The organism is Arthrobacter sp. SD76, from assembly GCF_049726125.1.
Taxonomy (GTDB): domain Bacteria; phylum Actinomycetota; class Actinomycetes; order Actinomycetales; family Micrococcaceae; genus Arthrobacter; species Arthrobacter nitrophenolicus.
Genome location: NZ_JBNBLR010000001.1, coordinates 3,694,272 through 3,711,465, shown reverse-complemented (window position 1 = coordinate 3,711,465; position 17,194 = coordinate 3,694,272). Strand labels below are relative to the sequence as shown.

Here is a 17,194-nt window from a genome sequence, read left to right as displayed (position 1 = left end):
ATCAAGCAATGATCCTGGCCTCCCTCCTTTTTGCCTTCCTGGCGGCGGCGCTCCACGTCTTCATATTCACCATGGAGTCGCTGACCTGGACGCGACCGGCCACCTGGCGGCGTTTCGGCGTGGCTTCGCAGGCCGACGCCGAGACCACCAGGCCGCTTGCCTTCAACAGGGTTTCTACAACCTGTTCCTGGCTGCCGGGGCCTTGATCGGCATAGCCTGCGTGGCGCTGGGGTCCGAGGGCTCGGCGCAGTCCGTGGCGGGCTGGACCCTGATTTTCGCGAGCTGCGGTTCCATGCTGCTGGCCGCGCTGGTCCTGGTTTCCACCGGCCGGAAGTACGTCCGGGCCGCTGCCACCCAAGGGACCCTGCCGCTGTTCGCCGTCGTCCTCGGCCTGCTCGCATTGGCGCAGTAGAGCCGCTCCTGCCCGCTCAGTCAGGAGTTTTTGTCCAGATCTGGCGGGTTGGGAGGCGCGGAAGCCACCGTATCTGGACAAAAACTCGTGACCCTTTAACACCACACGCAACAGGCGCACAATGGTGCTGTGAGCAGCGGGAAGCCTCGCCCGGCTCCGGCTGAGGGCCGCGACGCCGCCATCGACCTTGTGCGCTTCGTCTGCCTGGCCCTGGTGGTAATGGGCCACTGCATGATGGTGAGCCCCGTCCTGCACCCCGACGGCACGGTGACAACGCAAAACACCCTCGCTGAGCAGGACTGGTTTGTTCCGGTCATCTGGATCTTCATGGTCATGCCGCTGTTTTTCGTGACCGGCGGCATTACCGGCCTGCAGTCCTGGCGGCGGCTCAGCGAGGGCGGCGGAACTGCATCCCAATTTGTCCGGGCAAGGCTCCTGCGCCTGGTCCGCCCCGCCACCGCGCTGCTGGCGGTAATGTTCGTGGCACTGGGCGCGGCAGCGCTGCTGGGTGTGCATCCGCAGGTGGTCCAGCTGATGGCGGCCGGCGCGGGCATGCCCCTGTGGTTCCTGGCCGCATACCTTGCCGCCCAGCTGAATATTCCGCTCCTCGCCGCCCTGCACACCCGCGCCCCCTGGCTCACGTTCATGGCGTTGACCGCGCTGGTGGTAACCGTTGACTGCCTCCGCGGGGCGCTTCCCGGGCTGGCGCACGCCAACCTGGTGTTCCTGTGGTGCGCCGTCCAGCAGGTGGGCTTCCTGCTGGCTGGCGGGCACTGGTCCAGGGTGTCGCGTTCCGGGCTGCTGGCCGTTGCCCTGGGTGCCAATCTGGTCCTCGGCGCAGTTACGGGTTTGGGACTCTACCCGGGCAATATGCTGGTCAACCTCAACCCGCCCAACCTCTGCCTGCTCCTGCTGGGCATCACGCAGGCGGCCCTCCTGGAGCTGGCGCGGCCAGTGCTGGTCCCGGTGTGCTCCGTGGGGTGGGTCAGCAGGCTCATGACGGTGGCAGGAAGCCGCTCCCTGACGGTGTATCTGTGGCACCTGCCGCTGCTGGTGGGGATGTCGGGGCTGCTGCTCCTCACCCCGTTCCCCAAGCCCGCCTCCGGCACGGCGGAGTGGTGGTGGGCGCGGCCCCTGGTCCTGCTGGCGCTGGTCCTCCTGCTGCTGGCCGCCGTGGCGGCCTTTGGCCGGCTGGAGGAACGTCCGACGACGGTTCCCGGCACCCGCTGCCGGCCCGCCAGGGTGGTCGCCGCCGTCGTCGTGGTCTTCCTTCCGGTGGCGGCCGCGGCCTTCAGCGGCCTGACGCTGGGACTGCTGGGTGCGGGCGCAGCCTGCTTCGCCGCTGCCCTAATGCTGCTGCTGTGGCATTGCCAGCGGGGTGAAGTAGTGCCAGTGTCGAACCATGACCGAGAACACGATGTCCACCGAGGATAGGTTCGCCCCCGATGTCACCCTGCGGCGCAACGATGCGCAGCACCGCTACGAGCTACTGGTAGGGGGCAAGCTGGCCGTGCAGTCGTTTTTCCGGGACCTGCCCGGGCATATTGACTTCACCCATACCGAAACCAGCCAGGACTTCGAAGGCCGGGGCCTGGGCAGGGTGCTGGCCCACTTCGCCCTGGACGACGTGGTGGCCACGGGCAAGCGGATCATTCCGCACTGCCCGTTCATCTCCGGCTACCTGCGCAAGCACGAGGGGTACGAGCAGTTCGTCGACTGGCCGGAGGGGTAGCAGCCGGACCAGTAGATCTGTGCGCCTGGACGCAGGTCAGCTGGCGAGGGCCTGCGCGCTTGCGCCTGCGCCGACGCCGGGGTCATCGATGGTGAAGCCGCAGGCGCAGCGGTACGTCACTACGTTCCCGGGAACAGTTGACATGCCGATGGGTACAACGCCCGTTCCGTCAACGTAGACGGGCTGGCGGACGGGAAGCTCATCGGGGTCAATGCGCTCCATGGGCATGCGGCAATGCATGCGCGAATTCAGGGTGACCATCAATTCCATATCCAGGGGCTGGAGGGGTTCCACGGGAGAAAGGTCTCCCAGCGTGCGTTCCCCAAACGCCGTCAACTGGTCTTCGGTAGCGGTGGCCATGATGTTCATCCTTGGGCTTCTTCACGAGGCTGCCGGCGTTGGCAGCCCCGCCGCGAACTGCTTGCGGAGGTTCATTTACCCCATTACCTAAGCATGCTTACTAATGAACGGGCAAATCCGCTGTGGCCCGCGACACATGCCGGGGAGGCCGGTTTCCTGCCCTTGCCCCGCTCGGAAGCTGCTGCCTACGCCCGCTTGCGCTGCCACTGCAGCGCGTGCCATAGCAGTAGGCTGATGAGCGCTGCAATCCCCGCGAAGACCGCATAGGGTGCAAAGGTAAACACCAGGAACTGCGCCGGCATGCCGCCGCTGCCCGGGCCCACGAAGGTGTCCGCGTTGGCGAAAATCCACGCCCCGCCGCCAATGAGTATGACGGTGAGGAGCCATAGGGCGGCGATGAACGGGTTGATGGCGGGCGTGCTGCCGCCTTCGGTGTTGCGGGCTGCCTGTTCGTTGTCCTCAGGCATAGGATTCCCGTCCCGGTCCACTTCCCGAAAGCCGATGGCTTGCGACGGTGCCTGCTCCATTGCTTCCCCCAAATCTCGACGCAGCGGTCAGTGCTGCCGTGAGTCCACCCTAGCTGCAAGCCCGCCAGGCCGCGCCCTGCCCGCCTCCGGCCGTCGGAAGGGGCATTTTGCGCTAGATCCCCCTCTGCGTGCCAGTCAATGACGCACGAAGGAGCGGCGGAACCCTTGAAATTCCGGGGCTGAAGAGAAATAGAGCACAAAAGTTTGATTAAAAGGGTCACCTAAGTAAGGCTTACCTCTGTAATTCCCCCAGCTCCTGACCGAAGGAAGACGAGTGTCGCTGATGCCCCGCCTTGACGAGTTACCCGTGGATGACCACCGCAGCAGCGGTGTGGACACAAAACCCGAGCCGCCGGGGCAGGACTTCGGCTCCCGGGTGGAACTCGCGCTGGGGGCAACCAACCACCTGTTCAACGCACGGAACTCGCCCCGCTATGTGGCGCAGGTGCTGCAGGGCGTCAACGCGGTGGCCACCAAACTGGAGCGCACCACCAGGCCGTTCACCGGCGTCGGGCCTTCGGAAATGAAGGCGCGCGTGGGCGCCGTGGACCTGGATGCACCGCTCCCGGACACCGCGGCCGCGCTCCAGGAACTCGAGGCCGTCTACCTCCGGGACGCCATCTACTTCCACGATGCCAAGTACGCCGCCCACCTCAACTGCCCCGTGGTGATCCCCGCCCTGGTGGGCGAGGCCATCCTGTCCGCGGTGAACTCCTCGCTGGACACGTGGGACCAGAGCGCGGGTGCCACCATGATCGAGCGCCGCCTCATCGATTGGACGGCGGAGCGCCTGCACCTGGGCGACAACTCGGACGGCATCTTCACCTCCGGAGGCAGCCAGTCCAACCTCCAGGCGCTGCTGATCGCGCGGAACCACGCGGTTGCCGGGCTCCGGCAGGATCCCGCGTGCAGCGGCCTCCGCCTCCCGGCCCTGCTGGACACCCTGCGGATCTTCACCTCGGCGGACAGCCACTTCAGCATCCAGAAGTCAGCCTCCATGCTGGGCCTCGGCTTTGACGCCGTCATCAGCATCCCCTGCACCCCCGACCACAGGATGGACCCCGCGGCCCTCGCCGAGGCCATGGCGGAAGCCCAGGGTGCCGGCCTGACCGCCATGGCGGTGGTGGCCACCGCAGGGACCACGGACTTCGGCGCGGTGGACCCGCTTGCAGACCTTGCCGCCCTCGCCAAGGCTTACGGCGCCTGGTTCCACATCGACGCCGCGTACGGCGGCGGACTGATGCTTTCCGGACGCTACCGGCACCTGCTGGACGGCACCCGCCTGGCGGATTCGGTCACCGTTGACTTCCACAAGACCTTCTTCCAGCCGGTCAGCTCCAGCGCGCTCCTGGTCCGCGAGTCCGCCATGCTCCGCCACATCACCTACTACGCCGATTACCTGAACCCGGAAAGCGCCGCCCTGGCCGACATCCCCAACCAGGTGGACAAGAGCATCCAGACCACGCGCCGGTTCGACGCGCTCAAGCTGTGGCTCACCCTGCGGATCATGGGTGCGGACGCCGTCGGGGCCCTGTTCGACGAGGCGATCGACCTTGCCGCCCGCGTGGGCTCCCTCCTCGAGGCCGACGACGACTTCGAGCTCGCCGCCGCACCGCAGCTCAGCACCCTGGTGTTCCGCTACCGGCCCGTCCTGGACAGCGGTGAACGGCTGTCCGAGGACACCGCCGACGCCATCAACCCCGCCATCCGGGCGGCGGTCTTCGCGTCCGGCCAGGCAGTTGTTGCCGGCACCAAGGTAGGCGGCCGGCATTACCTGAAATTCACCCTCCTCAACGCCGAGGCAACGCTCGAGGACATCGCCGAAATCATCGGACTCCTCCGCGCCACCGGCGCCGGACTGCTGCAGAGCGAGGTATCCGCATGAGCACCCATGACAACCGCAGGATCTACGACTTCGCCGCCATCGGCGTCGGGCCCTTCAACCTGGGCCTCGCCGCACTTACGGAGCCGGTGGAGGGCGTGGAGGGCATCTTCCTGGAGCAGCGCGAGTCCTTTGACTGGCACCCCGGGATGATGCTGGAGCCCGCCCACCTCCAGGTGCCCTTCATGGCGGACCTGGTCACCCTGGCGGACCCCACCTCGCCGTATTCCTTCCTGAACTTCCTGAAGCAGACGGGCCGGCTGTACCGCTTCTACATCCGGGAAAACTTCTATCCCCTGCGTGCCGAGTACAACCAGTACTGCCAGTGGGTGGCGGGCCAGCTGGCCTCCGTCCGTTTTGGCACGGCTGTGCTGGATACGGCGTACGACGGCGGCGTGTACCGCCTGACGGTGTCGGGTCCGGACGGGACGGAGGTCCTGTTCGCCCGGCGGCTGGTGCTGGGAACCGGGACTTCCCCCTACGTGCCGGAAGCAGGCGCCGGCATCGTTGCCGGCGCGGCGGACGGGAGCGGGGGAGTGGCCTTCCACAACGCCGACTACCTGGCCCGGAAAGCCGAGCTGCAGCAGCGGCGCAGCATCACCATCCTGGGCAGCGGCCAGAGCGCCGCCGAGATCTACTACGAGCTCCTGCAGGAAGCCGACGTCCATGGCTACCAGCTGAACTGGGTGACCCGCTCCGGCAGGTTCTTCCCGCTGGAGTACACCAAGCTGACCCTGGAGATGACCTCGCCCGAGTACGTGGACTACTTCCACGGACTGCCGCAGGAGCGCCGGGACCACCTCAACAAGACGCAGAAGAACCTCTACAAGGGGATCAACTCGGACCTGATCGATGCGATCTACGACCTGCTCTACGCCAAGAGCCTTTCCGGCATGGTCAACAGCCAGCTGCTGACCCACTCCACGCTGACCGGCGCGCAGTGGGACCCGGCCGCCGGCACGCACACCCTGCAGTTCCACCACGGCGAACAGGGTGCCTCCTACACCCTTGACAGTGAAGCCGTGGTGTTCGCCACCGGCTACGGCTACCGGGAGCCGGCGTTCCTGGCCGGGGTGCAGGACCGGATAGCCCGGGACGGCGCCGGCAGGTTCGACGTGGACCGGAACTACAGCACCGGTGTGGTTCCCGGTGAGATCTTTGTCCAGAACGCGGAGCTGCACACCCACGGGTTCGTGACCCGGACCTGGGCATGGGTGCCTACCGCAACTCCTGCATCCTGCGCGAAATCACCGGCCGCGAGGTCTATCCCGTCGAGCGCAGCATCGCGTTCCAACAGTTCGGTTCCCCCGCCGTCGCTGGGCCGGCCGGCGGTGTCCCGGCCGGTGCTGCCCTGCAGGGGACGGTTTCCGGCGTTGAAGCGGAGGTGCCGGCATGAGGTTCACGTTCCGCTGCCTGGACGCGCAGGCCGATGCGCCGCTCCTGCACAGCTGGGTGACCCGGCCGTACGCCACGTTCTGGGGGATGCTGTCCGCCAGCGTGGCTGACGTGGCGGAGGAGTACGCCAAAATCCAGTCAAGCGGCCACCACCACGCCCTGCTGGGGCTCGACGGCGGCGTCCCCGCCTTCCTGATGGAGGAGTACCTGCCGGAGTCCTCGCCGCTGGCCGGCCTGTACGCCGTCCAGCCCGGCGACGTCGGAATGCACCTGCTGGTGGCGCCGCCGTCGGGCAACCCCGAATCCGGCTACACCACCGCGGTGATGGACGCCGTCCTCGGCCGCTTGTTTGACCGGCCGGAGGTGGAGCGCGTGGTGGTGGAACCGGATGCCCGGAACACCAGGATCCACGCCCTCAACGAACGGCTCGGGTTCCAGGCCGCCGGGCTGGTCACCCTGCCGGACAAGGAAGCCCTGCTCAGCTTCTGCACCCGCACCGACTACCTGGCCGCCAGAGCGGCACTGCCGTCCACCCGTACCCTGCAGGGAGCATCACTGTGACTGTCCACACCCACACTGTCCAGAACCAAACTGTCCAGACCAACACCTTCGCACCCGTCCGCGGCGGTACCCCCGGCGCCGGCACCATGAACGCCGCTCCGCACCTGGATGCGGAGCGCTGGAGCAGGGCCAACCGGCATCTGCTGCGCAAGGCGCTCGCCGAGTTCTCGCACGAGCGGATCCTTACTCCCGAACCGGTGGATGGCGAGCCTGGCAGCTATCGCCTGCGCAGCGGCGACGGAACCCACGAGTACCGGTTCGCCGCCCGCGTCCTGGAGCTGGAGCACTGGTCCATCGATGCCGCTTCCATCCGCTACTTCCAGGACGGCACCGAAGCTCCGCTGGACGTGCTGGGCTTCATCACGGCGTTCCACGGGAGCCTGGGGATCAACATCCAGATGCTCCCGGTCTACCTGGAGGAAATCAGCAGCACCCTGGCCAGCCATGCGTACAAGCAGTGGGCCGGCCAGCCGTCCGCCGCGGAACTCGCGGCCGGAATCACCGGCGGGGCAGACGTTGCCGCCGACTTCCAGGCCATCGAGCGGAGCATGACCGAGGGCCACCCCTGCTTTGTGGCCAACAACGGCCGGCTGGGGTTTGGCATCAGCGACTACCACGCCTTCGCCCCGGAAACCGGCGCGGCGGTGCAGCTGGAGTGGATCGCCGTGCACCGCAGCCACGCGGTCTTCACCTCAAGCGCCGGGCTGGATTACCGGGCGCACCTGGACGCCGAGCTTGGCCCGCTGGCAGTGGACTTCACCAGCGAACTGCAGCTGCAGGGCCTCGACCCGGAGCAGTACTTCTTTATGCCTGTCCACCCGTGGCAGTGGGAGAACAAGCTCACCGTGACGTTCGCGGCTGAAATAGCAGGCCAGCGCATCGTCTACCTGGGGACGGGACGGACCAGTACCAGGCGCAGCAGTCCATCCGGACGTTCTTCAACACCAGCGCCCCGGCGCTGAATTACGTCAAGACGGCCATGTCGGTGCTGAACATGGGCTTCATGCGCGGGTTGTCGCCGCAGTACATGAAGGCCACACCCGCCATCAACGACTGGCTGCGGAGCCTGATCGAGGCGGACGGCGCCCTGCAGCAGCGTGGCTTCACCATGATCGGTGAGATCGCCGCCCTCGGCTACCACAACGGCTACTATGAGGCCGGCTCGGCCAGCGGGTCGCCCTACCGGAAAATGCTGTCGGCCCTGTGGCGGGAAAGCGCGCTGCCCCTGCTCCGGGACGGCCAGCAGCTGGCCACCATGGCCTCGCTGCTGCACGTTGATGCGCAGGGCCTGCCGATGGTGTCCGCACTGATTGACCGCTCCGGGCTGGCCCCCGCGGACTGGCTGCGCCGCTACTTCGAGGCGTACCTGGTGCCGCTGGTGCACTGCCTGTACAAGTACGAGCTGGCCTTCATGCCGCACGGCGAAAACGTCATCCTGGTCCTCCAGGACGGGTGCCGGTGCGGGCCGTCATGAAGGACATCGCCGAGGAAATCGTGGTGATGGGGGACCGGCTGGACCTGCCGGACGAGGTGTCCCGGATCAAGGCCGCCATCCCCGACGGCGAAAAAGTCTTGGCCATCTTCACGGACGTCTTCGACTGCATCTTCCGGTTTATGGCGGCGCTGCTGGAGGATGCCGGAACCCTGGACCAGGAGGAGTTCTGGCGGACCGCTGCCACGGCCGTCAGGGAATACCAGGCACAGCACCCGGAGCTCGCTGACCAGTTCGCCCGGCACGACCTCTTCGCGGCGGACTTCGAGCTGTCCTGCCTGAACCGGCTTCAGCTCCGGAACAACCAGCAGATGCTGGACCTCACGGACCCGTCCGGCGGACTGCAGATGGCCGGACGCCTGGCCAACCCGCTGGCCCGCTTCGCCTGAGGATGCCCCGGCAGGTGGCTAGGCTTGCAGCATGACGGCTAAAACCTCCGGAACCACAGCACTGATCACCGGGGCCAGCGCGGGCCTGGGCGCCGAGTTCGCACGCCAGCTCGCCGCCCAGGGCACCAACCTGGTGCTGGTGGCGCGCAACCGGGCCCGCCTCGAGGAAGCCGCGGCGGGCCTGGAACGGCGCTACGGGATCACCGCTGAGGTGCTCCCCGCCGACCTGACGGACGACGCCGGAGTGGAAGCCGTCGTCGCACGCCTCGCCGATCCGGAGCGGCCAGTGGGCATCCTGGTCAACAACGCCGGAATCGGGCTGCTGCACAACTTCGAGGACAACCGCATCTCGGAGGAGAAGAAGCACTTGAAACTGCACGGCGAAACCGCCATGGTGCTGACGCACGCCGCACTCAAAGGCATGCTGGAACGCCGCAGCGGCAGGATCATCAACGTGGCCAGCATCGCCGCGTTCCTGCCGCGCGGCACCTACTCCGCGGCGAAGGCCTGGCTGGTGAGCTTCAGCCGCTGGGCCAACCTGGCGTACCGCAGGCAGGGCATCAAGGTCACCGCCGTCTGCCCCGGCTTCACCCACACCGAATTCCACGACCGGATGGGCATGGACAAGTCGGTGGCCCCCTCCTGGGCGTGGCTGCACGCGGACCGCGTGGTGCGTGAGGGCCTGGCGGACAACGAGCGCGGCAGGCCGGTGTCCATCCCGTCCAAGAGGTACAAGCTGGTGGCTGCGGTGGCGCGGGTGGCGCCGGCGAAGCTAGTGGCGGGACCTGCGCGGAAGCCGAAATAGGGGCGGAAACCGGAAGAGCGGACCCAGCCCCAGCAGGGCGGCGGAACTCCGGGTTCCGGACCGGCGCACCGCGATGACCACCAGGATTCCCAGCAGCGCCCCCACCAGGGTCTCCACGCCGCGTTCCAGGATCAGGAGCGCGGGGTCGATGGGCGCCGCGAGCTGGGTCATCAGCAGGATAACGGGCGTGAAGGACACCATGGCGAAGCCGTAGTGGCGGGCCATGAACAGCTCGGTGGTGAACTGGAACAGGATCACCAGCAGTGCCAGCAGGATGGCCTGCTGCCCGGGGAACAGCCCGGTGAGTGTCCACGGCTCCGGGAGAATGACGACGGCGGTGACCGCCAGCCCGACGAACGTCCCCACAATCCGGTGGATGCCGCGGCGGACACTGCTGGGCAGGTCCGCACCCGCCAGGGGAACGGCGGCCGCAGCCATCGCCCAGTGCGGGTGGCCGCTGCCGCTGAGGACGCCGAGTGTTCCGGCCGCTCCCACGGCCAGCACATACCTCGCTGCGTGGGTGAGCATCTCTTGGCGGCCTGGCCCGGCCTGCCGGTTCCGTGTGGCGCCCGGCTGCCAGGTGCGGCGGCGGAACCAGCCGCCGAAGCCGATAACCATGGAGAACGCGGCGGAGCCCGCCGCGATCAGCAGCGCGGCGTACCAGGGAACAGCCATGGGAACAGATGCGCAGGCACCCAGGGCGAGGATGCCGAAGAACGGGCCGTTGGGCTGGAGCCGGACCCGGTCCGAATAGGCGGACCCCAGTCCGGCGAGCACGGCCTCCACCGCCACGAGCCACCAGGAGTGCAGGTGGTTGACGGACAGGACAACGCCCACGGTGACGCCGCCCAGGAGCACGAGGGCAGCCTGGGCCTGGTGGATGAGCCGCAGCTGGTGCGGTTCGGCCCGTCCGTACATACCGGTCAGTGCGCCGAACACTGCGTACATGATCAGGTCCGTCCGGCCGGCCGCGAGAAGAAGCAGCGAGGGGATCGCCACGCCGGCGGCCACCCGCAGCGCGGCCAGGTGGTCATTGCTGGCGGGTTCCAGCCGGTGGAGGGCGCGCACCTGCTCCGCTACGCGCTTCATGTCCTACCGTCCCTGTCTTTTCCGCTGCCTGGTTTTCTCCTGATCCCCCGGAAATTATCGCGGGCCCTTGCCCGGGAGTCATGTCCGCCGGTAGCGGGCGGTCATACTAGGACATCCGCGCGCTGCAGTCCCCGGACACGGCGAAGGCCCGTCCTGCATGCCTCCCCCAAGGAGGCATGCAGGACGGGCCTTGTGAGCGCGGGCTACAAGAGGGGCTAGACCCGGCAGGAACCTTTTTGTCCGTGGAGTTGTCCGGGGAGCCCTTGCCGGCGGCAACTGAGTCCTGGATGTCCTGGGTTTCGAACGGCAGCTCGTCCAGGTCGATCAGCGGGTTCTCGTCCTGGGTTGCCACCAGTTCCTTGGCCTCGTCCTGGGTGTCCACGCTGGGCATGGAGCCCGGGAGCGGACGCTGGGCTGATTCCTTCAGGAAGTAGATGGCCACGGCGCCCACCAGGGAGGTGCCCATCAGGTAGTAGGCAGGCATCATGTCGTTGCCGGTGGCGCTGATCAGGGCCGCCACGATGAACGGGGTGGTGCCGCCGAAGATGGCCACCGAGAAGTTGTAGGCGATGCCCATGGCGCCGTAGCGGCTGGACGTGGGGAACTGCGCCGGCAGCGCCGAGGCAAGGTTGGCCACGTAGAACGTCACCGGGAAGGCGATCAGGGCCAGGCCGGCCAGGGTGGACCAGACTTCACCGATGCCGATGAGCATAAAGGCCGGAGTGGCCAGGATGACCGTGCTCAGCGCGCCGATCCACAGCACCGGCCGGCGGCCGATCCGGTCGGACAGCTTGCCCGTCAGCGGGATGCAGAGGCTCATGACCACCAGTACCGGGATGGTCAGCAGGGTGCCGTGCACCTCGTCATAGCCCTTGGACTCGGTGAGGTAGGTAGGCATGTAGGAGGTCAGGGCGTAGCCTGCCGTGTTGGCGGCGGCCACCAGGATCATTGCGACGATGATGGAGCGCCAGTAGGCCTTGACGATTCCCACCGGACCCTTGGCAGCAGCGTCATCGGAGGCGGCAGCGTTCTTGGCGATGTCCTCCTGGGCGTCCAGGGTGGCCTGGAACTGCGGAGACTCCTCGATCTTGCTCCGGAAGTAGATGGCGATCAGGCCCAGCGGACCGGCAACCAGGAACGGGATACGCCAGCCCCATTCCTCCATGGCGGCCTGTCCCAGCCCCAGCTGCAGGGCAGAGACCAGTGCGGCGCCGAGGGCGAAGCCCAGGTAGCTGCCCATGTCCAGGAAGCTGGCGAAGAAGCCGCGGCGCTTGTCCGGGGCGTACTCGCTGACGAAGGTGGTGGCACCGGCGTATTCGCCGCCGGTGGAGAAGCCCTGGACGATCTTGAGCAGGACCAGCAGGCCGGCAGCCCACAGCCCGATCTGCGCGTAGCCGGGCAGCAGGCCGATGGCAAACGTGCTCGCGGCCATCAGCATAAGGGTGGCGGCAAGGATCTTCTGCCGGCCCATCTTGTCGCCCATCCAGCCGAAGATCACGCCGCCCAGGGGACGGGCGATGAAGGTGGCAGCGAAGGTTCCGAGCAGGAACAGGGTTTGCGTGGTGGGGTCGGATTCCGGCAGGAAGACAGGCCCCATGGTGGTGATGAGGTAGCCGAAGACGCCTACGTCGTACCATTCCATGGTGTTGCCCACGATGGTTCCGCCGAGTGCTTTCTTGAGCATCGGCTGGTTCACCACGTTGACGTCGGATTCCTTGAGCCGGCGGCGCGGCAGCCGGCGTGGTTTTTTTCGCAGCTTTGTGGGCTGTCAGGTCTGTTCCGCTGGCGTTCCTGGCGCCTGCTGAAGAGTCGGTCATGCTTCGGTCTGTGGGCATTTGGGCAACTCCTGTGGAGGTCATTTGCTTGCGACTTGTAGCTGCCCCGCTCTGGGCAGGCCTTCAATTTTACGGGATTTCCATGGCGCGCGGCCCCCGAATGCCGTAGGATCGACCCTTTTGGGCCCGTTTGAGCGCGCTGTTTGCTGTGCCGTTTCCCGGTTTTTCCCGCGCCATCACAGGGAATACGCGTCCATGTGGCCATCGTTACCAAATCTTTTTCCGCGCAGGGGCCTTTCCAGCCGCTTTTGACGGACGTCCCCACTGTAAGTGTGACCGGGGCCACGCTCTCCTGCCCGCCCTAAAGGCTGCGATTCGGGCCAGGTTCGGACGCCGCCGTCGTGCTTTCCAAAACCGGGTGCAAAGGGGTTCACAGGCGGCTGCCGGGTGCCTATGGTGGAGCAATGGAAAAACCTTCTTCTTAGCAGGCGGACCCGTGTGCCCGGACAGAGTCCGGCTGCACCCCGCCGTTCCTTTCAGGCCTGCGCACCGTGAGCCGGGGATGTCCCGGCAGCAGGCCGGCTGCGCAACTCCGCTGGCACGTCCAGCGGTTCCCCGGGGCCGCCGGGCCGCCGGGCAACACATCAGTTCACTGCGGAAAGGAAGATCACATGGCTGACAACCGTGAAACCCACATCAAACCCGAGTTGGCAGACCACCTGGCGGCGGCCATGGACGCCCCGGACCTGCCCGGACCGGCGATGGCCGGCAGGACCGCAATGCCCAAGCAGGCCTCGTGGCCGGACGGCAACGGGAAGCGCCGGCACCCGAAGGAGCGCGGCTCCGGACAGGGACGGATGGGCCACGAGGCAGCGGTGACGGCCGTGCACCGCACCAGCAGGCCGCAGATGCCGCACTCGTCCTAGGGCTGGCCGCAACAGCCATCGACACGGAAATTGCCTGGCAATCCCATTATTTGGGGGCGCCAGGCAATTTCGTGCCGGGGACAAATTTTCGTGTCGCGGATGATTCTTCGCGTTGCCGGTTCGCCTCACGCCTCGCGGACTACCTCGGACGGATCCTTGTCCAGCCGCCAGCCGCGCCACCGTGGATGCCGCAGCCGTCCGGGGCCGGTCCACTCGCTGTACGTCACCTCACCCACCAGTTGCGGCGCCACCCAGTGCGCGTCCGCGGCATCGGGGCGGGGGACCTCGTGGAAGGGCGACGTCTTCCTGGCCAGCCGCTCCACCGTCTGCCGGAGTTCGGCGAGCTCGCGGGTGCTGAACCCGCTGCCCACCCGGCCCACGTACTGCAGCTTGTCGCCGTCGGGGATGCCCACCAGGAGCGATCCCACCGTGTCCTGGCGGCCGCCCTTGCCCGGGCGCCAGCCGCCCACCACCACTTCCTGGGTCTGTTCGATCTTGAGCTTGATCCAGGTGCGGGTCCGCTGCCCGCTCACGTATCGGCTGTCCGTCCGCTTGGCCATGACACCCTCGAGCCCCAGCTCGCGCGCGCTCTCCAGGATGTGGTCAATCCGGTCGTCCAGCACGAGCGAGAGATCCACGGGGCAGCCGGACGGGCGGTAAAACCCCTCCAGCCGCTCGCGCCGTTTGCTGAGCGGCAGCCGGCGGAGGTCCGTTCCGCCGTCGGACAACAGGTCGAAGAGGACGAGCCGGACCGGGATGGCAGTGCGGGCTTTTGCGACGTCGGCAGGCCGGTTGAGTTTCATGCGTCCCTGGAGCAGCCCGAAGTCGGGCCTGCCGTCCCCGCCGACGGCGACGATCTCGCCGTCGGCCACGAAGGGCTGCTCCGGCCAGCAGGAACGGTCCGTGAGCTCGGGGTAGGTGCGGGTGACGTCGTTGCCGTTGCGGCTGAAGATGCGGACGCGCTGTGCGTCGGCCACGAGGATGGCCCGCACTCCGTCCCACTTGAGCTCGAACTGCCAGTTGCTGCCCTGCAGGTCTGCCTCGTCGCCGGCAGTGGCCATCATGGGGCTGAAATCTGTGGGGGAGGGGGCGGCGCTTGCCTCGGTGATGGCGTCCGCGGGGGCCGCGTACCGCCGTCGTCCGCCTGCCTGCTCCTTGTCCATGAGGTGGATAAGCCACTGCCCCTCGGCATCCTTGCCCTGGCCGCGGCCGGTGTGGATCAGCGCGAACTTCTTTGGACTGCCCAGCCCGCCTCCCTCCGAACCGTGGAGGGTGACGATGACCTCGCGGCCGTTGATCCACTTATGCAGCTCATAGGTGCCGGTATCCCAGATGGTCATCTCACCGGCACCGTATTCCCCTTGGGGATGGTGCCGTGGAACGTGAGGTAGTCCATCGGGTGGTCCTCGGTCTGCACGGCCAGGTGGTTCTTGCCCCCGGATTCGGGGACGCCCTTGGGGATGGCCCAGGACACCAGGACGCCGTCGTGCTCCAGGCGGAGGTCGTAGTGCAGCCTGCTGGCGTGGTGCTCCTGGATGACAAAGGCGTCGCCGCTTCCCGCCGCGCCGCTGAAGGGCTCCGGCGTGGCCTTCGGATCACGCATGGACCGGTACTTGGCCAGGCGGGGATTCGCGTCGTGCCCGTCGGAGCCCGCCGCTGACCCGCCCTGCGTCGGCCTGCTGTGCTTGGACCCGCCGTGCTTCGATCCTCCGTGGGCACCGGCGCCCGAGGGGGAGTTGGCCGGCTGCCCGGACGCGCTGACGACGGCGGCGAACGGGTCCTTGCCGTCCTGCACCCGGCGCAGGACCTCGTGGTAGTCCAGGTGCTTCAGCCGGCTGGAGCTGATCTCCCGCCACGTCCGTGGCGCGGCCACCATGGGCGTGGGCCGGCCCCGCAACGAGTACGGCACGATGGTGGTCTTGGCGGCGTTGTTCTGGCTCCAGTCCACCAGCACCTTGCCCTTCCGGAGCGTCTTCTTCATGTCGCTGACGGCGAGGTCCGGATGGTCGGCCTCCAGGGCGCGGGCGAGTTCCCGGGCGAAGGCGGAGATCTGGTCCGAGCTCTGGGTCCCGTCCAGCGGCGCATATAAGTGGATGCCCTTGCTGCCGCTGGTGACGGGCACAGGGTCCAGCCCCACGTCCTCCAGGATGGACCGGGCCAGCAGGGCCACCTCGCGGCATTCGGGCAGGCCCGCGCCCTCACCCGGGTCCAGGTCCAGGACCAGGCGGTCCGGGTTCAGCTGGTTGCCGTGCGAATCCACGCACCACTGCGGCACGTGGATTTCCAGCGAGTTGATCTGGCCGAACCACGTCAATGTGGCTGCGTCGTTGACCAGCGGGTAGTAGATGGTCCGGTCCTTGTGCGTGACGGCGGCCCGCGGCAGCCAGCCTGGGGCCGAATCCTCGAGGTTCTTCTGGAAGAACACTTCGCCGGGATGCTCCGCGGTGCCCACCCCGTTGACCCAGCGTTTCCGGGTTGCCGGCCGGTTGGCGGCGGCGGGAATCAGGACATGGGCCACGGCGGCGTAGTAGGCCAGGACGTCCGCCTTGGTGGTTCCGGTCTGCGGATAGATGATTTTGTCCAGGTTGGTGAGCGTGAGTTCGCGGCCCGCCACCCGGACACGCTCCTTACCCGCGGGCATGGGTCTTCACCTCCGGCCCGGACTGATGTTGACTGTAGGAATGAGAGCCATCTGGAAGGGTGCCATTGCATTCGGGCTGGTCAACGTGCCCGTCAAGGTCTATAGCGCCACTGAGGATCATGACATCAGTCTGCACCAGGTTCACAATGCCGACGGCGGAAGGATCCGCTACCAGCGCCGGTGCGAGGTGTGCAGCGAGGTCATCGACTACTCGGACATCGAGAAAGCGTACGAGGAAGACGGCCGGACGGTGATCCTCACCAAGGATGAGCTCAAGTCCATTCCTGCGGAGAACAGCCACGAGATCGAGGTGGTGCAGTTCGTCCCGTCCGAGCAGCTGGAACCCATGATGTTCGAGAAGAGCTACTACCTGGAGCCGGATTCCAAGTCGCCCAAGGCGTACGTGCTGCTGCGCCGGGCGCTGGAGGACACGGACCGGGTGGCCATCGTGCAGTTCGCGCTGCGGGAGAAGACGCGGCTGGGCGCGCTGCGCATCAAGGACGACGTCCTGGTCCTGCAGTCGCTGTTGTGGCCGGACGAGGTGCGCGAAGCCAACTTCCCCGCCCTGGACACGTCCATCAAGATCTCCCCCCAGGAACGGGAGATGTCCGCCGCGCTGGTCGAGTCCATGGCGGCGGACTTCGATCCCGAATCCTTTACTGACGATTACCAGGTCCAGTTGCGCACGCTCATCGAGGCCAAGCTTGAGCAGGGGGAGTCGCTGGATACGGAAGCAACCTTCGGCGTGGAAGCGGGCGAAGGCGGCAAGGGCGAAGTCATCGACCTGATGGAGGCGCTGAAGCGGAGCCTGGACAAGAAGCGCGGGGGCGGGGCAGCTGCCGCTGCCGGGGACTCGGACGGGGAAGAGGAAGAAGAGGTGCCGGCCAAGCCTGCCCGCAGGGATTCGGGATCGCGCGCGTCTTCCGCCGCGAAGTCTGCGGAATCCGCAACCACCAAGTCCGGCACTGCAAGATCCACGACGGCGAAGACCACCGCCTCGAAGTCCACCGCCTCGAAGTCCACGGCGTCCAAACCGGCCGCCACGAAAACGTCCGGCACCAAGGCTGCAGCCTCGAAGACGACGGCGGCCAAGGCCGCGGGGACCAAGAGCACGGGCACCAAGACGTCGGCAGAAAAGACCACGGCGTCGAAGCCCGCCGCCAGCAAAGCCCGCAAACCCGCATAATCCCGCAGGTCCCTTTACAGCC

At 67.2% G+C, this 17,194-nt stretch carries 10 protein-coding genes and 5 pseudogenes; 10 read left to right on the top strand and 5 right to left on the bottom strand.

What is annotated here, in order from left to right:
- Positions 1-8: 8 nt before the first annotated feature.
- The 3 genes and pseudogenes from ACPEE0_RS17950 (at position 9) to ACPEE0_RS17940 (ending at position 2,144) form a co-directional block, all read left to right on the top strand.
- A pseudogene (locus tag ACPEE0_RS17950) lies at positions 9-412 on the top strand (DUF1304 domain-containing protein).
- A 129-nt stretch (positions 413-541) separates the two neighbouring features.
- Positions 542-1,846, top strand: coding sequence for an acyltransferase family protein (locus tag ACPEE0_RS17945; RefSeq protein WP_009357742.1), 1,305 nt, complete (start codon positions 542-544; stop codon positions 1,844-1,846).
- Positions 1,815-2,144, top strand: a complete 330-nt coding sequence (locus ACPEE0_RS17940; protein ID WP_035752594.1) for a GNAT family N-acetyltransferase — start codon at positions 1,815-1,817, stop codon at positions 2,142-2,144. The genes ACPEE0_RS17945 and ACPEE0_RS17940 overlap by 32 nt, the downstream gene beginning before the upstream one ends.
- Positions 2,145-2,180: 36 nt before the next feature.
- Here the strand turns inward: ACPEE0_RS17940 and ACPEE0_RS17935 are convergent, their stop codons facing one another.
- Both ACPEE0_RS17935 and ACPEE0_RS17930 read right to left on the bottom strand, forming a co-directional pair.
- Positions 2,181-2,504, bottom strand: a complete 324-nt coding sequence (locus ACPEE0_RS17935) for a hypothetical protein (protein WP_354176614.1) — start codon at positions 2,502-2,504, stop codon at positions 2,181-2,183.
- A 185-nt stretch (positions 2,505-2,689) separates the two neighbouring features.
- A complete protein-coding gene (locus ACPEE0_RS17930) occupies positions 2,690-2,971 on the bottom strand; it encodes a hypothetical protein (RefSeq protein ID WP_424574977.1) in 282 nt (93 codons plus the stop codon).
- Between the two features lie 343 nt (positions 2,972-3,314).
- Here ACPEE0_RS17930 and ACPEE0_RS17925 point away from each other — a divergent pair, with 343 nt between their 5' ends.
- From ACPEE0_RS17925 to ACPEE0_RS17905, 5 genes and pseudogenes are all read left to right on the top strand, one after another.
- Positions 3,315-4,916: a pyridoxal phosphate-dependent decarboxylase family protein gene (locus tag ACPEE0_RS17925; protein ID WP_424575301.1), complete on the top strand. Its 1,602-nt coding sequence runs from the start codon at positions 3,315-3,317 to the stop codon at positions 4,914-4,916.
- A pseudogene (locus ACPEE0_RS17920) lies at positions 4,913-6,309 on the top strand (lysine N(6)-hydroxylase/L-ornithine N(5)-oxygenase family protein). The gene ACPEE0_RS17925 and the pseudogene ACPEE0_RS17920 overlap by 4 nt, the downstream one beginning before the upstream one ends.
- Positions 6,306-6,869 carry a GNAT family N-acetyltransferase gene (locus ACPEE0_RS17915; RefSeq protein WP_424574976.1) on the top strand — a complete coding sequence of 188 codons (564 nt, stop codon included), beginning with the start codon at positions 6,306-6,308 and terminating at the stop codon, positions 6,867-6,869. Before ACPEE0_RS17920 ends, ACPEE0_RS17915 begins: the two are co-directional and overlap by 4 nt.
- 86 nt (positions 6,870-6,955) lie before the next feature.
- Positions 6,956-8,750: pseudogene (locus tag ACPEE0_RS17910) on the top strand (IucA/IucC family protein).
- A 31-nt stretch (positions 8,751-8,781) separates the two neighbouring features.
- A complete protein-coding gene (locus tag ACPEE0_RS17905; protein WP_133349355.1) occupies positions 8,782-9,555 on the top strand; it encodes an SDR family NAD(P)-dependent oxidoreductase in 774 nt (257 codons plus the stop codon).
- On the opposite strand, the gene ACPEE0_RS17900 is transcribed toward ACPEE0_RS17905, so the two are convergent.
- Both ACPEE0_RS17900 and ACPEE0_RS17895 read right to left on the bottom strand, forming a co-directional pair.
- A complete protein-coding gene (locus ACPEE0_RS17900) occupies positions 9,523-10,644 on the bottom strand; it encodes an FUSC family protein (protein WP_424574975.1) in 1,122 nt (373 codons plus the stop codon). The two genes, ACPEE0_RS17905 and ACPEE0_RS17900, sit on opposite strands and share 33 nt — an antisense overlap.
- 250 nt (positions 10,645-10,894) lie before the next feature.
- Positions 10,895-12,479 (bottom strand): annotated as a pseudogene (locus ACPEE0_RS17895) (MFS transporter); the annotation flags it as partial.
- A gap of 611 nt (positions 12,480-13,090) precedes the next feature.
- Here ACPEE0_RS17895 and ACPEE0_RS17890 point away from each other — a divergent pair.
- Complete coding sequence (locus ACPEE0_RS17890) at positions 13,091-13,345, top strand: hypothetical protein (RefSeq protein ID WP_424574974.1); 255 nt, start codon at positions 13,091-13,093, stop codon at positions 13,343-13,345.
- 125 nt (positions 13,346-13,470) lie between these two features.
- On the opposite strand, the pseudogene ACPEE0_RS17885 reads toward ACPEE0_RS17890, so the two are convergent.
- Positions 13,471-15,986, bottom strand: a pseudogene (locus ACPEE0_RS17885) (ATP-dependent DNA ligase).
- Positions 15,987-16,026: 40 nt separating this feature from the next.
- On the opposite strand from ACPEE0_RS17885, the gene ACPEE0_RS17880 reads away from it, so the two are divergent.
- Entirely contained in the window at positions 16,027-17,172 is a 1,146-nt protein-coding gene (locus ACPEE0_RS17880; protein WP_009357732.1) for a Ku protein, read from the top strand.
- Positions 17,173-17,194: the final 22 nt, after the last annotated feature.